The organism is Azospirillum sp. ST 5-10 (assembly GCF_051225715.1).
In the GTDB taxonomy this organism is placed as follows: domain Bacteria; phylum Pseudomonadota; class Alphaproteobacteria; order Azospirillales; family Azospirillaceae; genus Azospirillum.
This window is the reverse complement of the sequence record NZ_JBPJSP010000093.1, coordinates 1-854: the sequence shown is the minus strand read 5'-3', so window position 1 is coordinate 854 and position 854 is coordinate 1. Positions and strand designations below refer to the sequence as shown.

The window sequence follows — 854 nt, the reverse complement described above, 5'->3', positions numbered from 1 at the left end:
AGAGCGCCTAACCGAACCGGGATCGGGCAGTTGAGGGGGGAATGGCAGCCCCTCTTGTCTCCGACGCCCTGTGGGCGGTTGTCGAACCGCTGATCCCGCCGGAACCGCCCAAGCCGAAAGGCGGGCGACCGCGGTTGAGCGACCGTGCGGCCCCGACCGGCATCCTGTTCGTGCTGAAGAGTGGCATCCCGTGGGAGATGCTGCCCATGGAGATGGGCTGCGGCTCCGGCATGACCTGCTGGCGCCGGTTGCACGAATGGCAGCGGGCCGGCGTCTGGGAGAAGCTTCATCGGGTGCTGCTGGACCGTCTGGGCCAAGCCCACGCCATCGACTGGAGCCGGGCCGCCGTGGACAGCGCGAGCGTCCCGGCAAACAAGGGGGCGAGGAGACCGGGCCGAACCCGACGGACCGTGGGAAGCCGGGCTCCAAGCGCCATGTCCTCATCGACGCCAACGGCATTCCGTTGGCCCTGATCCTCTCCGCGGCCAACCGCCACGACAGCACGCTGCTGGAGACGCTGGTCGATGCCGTGCCCGCCATCCGCCAGTGCGCCGGCCGCCCGCGACGGCGCCGGCCAAGCTGCACGCCGACAAGGGCTACGGCTTCCCGCGCTGCCGGCGGGCGCTGCGCCGACGCTCCATCGTCCCCCGCATCGCCCGGCGCGGCATCGACCGCAGTGATCGCCTCGGCCGCCACCGCTGGAAGGTTGAGCGCACCCTGGCTTGGTTCGCCCGCTTCCGCCGCATCGCCGTCCGCTATGAGCGCCGCGCCGACATCTTCGCCGCCTTCCACCATCTCGCCGCCGCCCTCATCACCGTCCGCTTCGTCGAGCGATGGTTCTGTTAGGCGCTCTT

Annotated in this window: 1 pseudogene; it reads left to right on the top strand. The window is 70.7% G+C overall.

The annotated features are described in order from the left end of the window. Positions 1 to 41 precede the first annotated feature (41 nt). Positions 42 to 846: pseudogene (locus tag ACSBPG_RS31940) on the top strand (IS5 family transposase). The last annotated feature ends 8 nt before the right edge of the window (positions 847 to 854 follow it).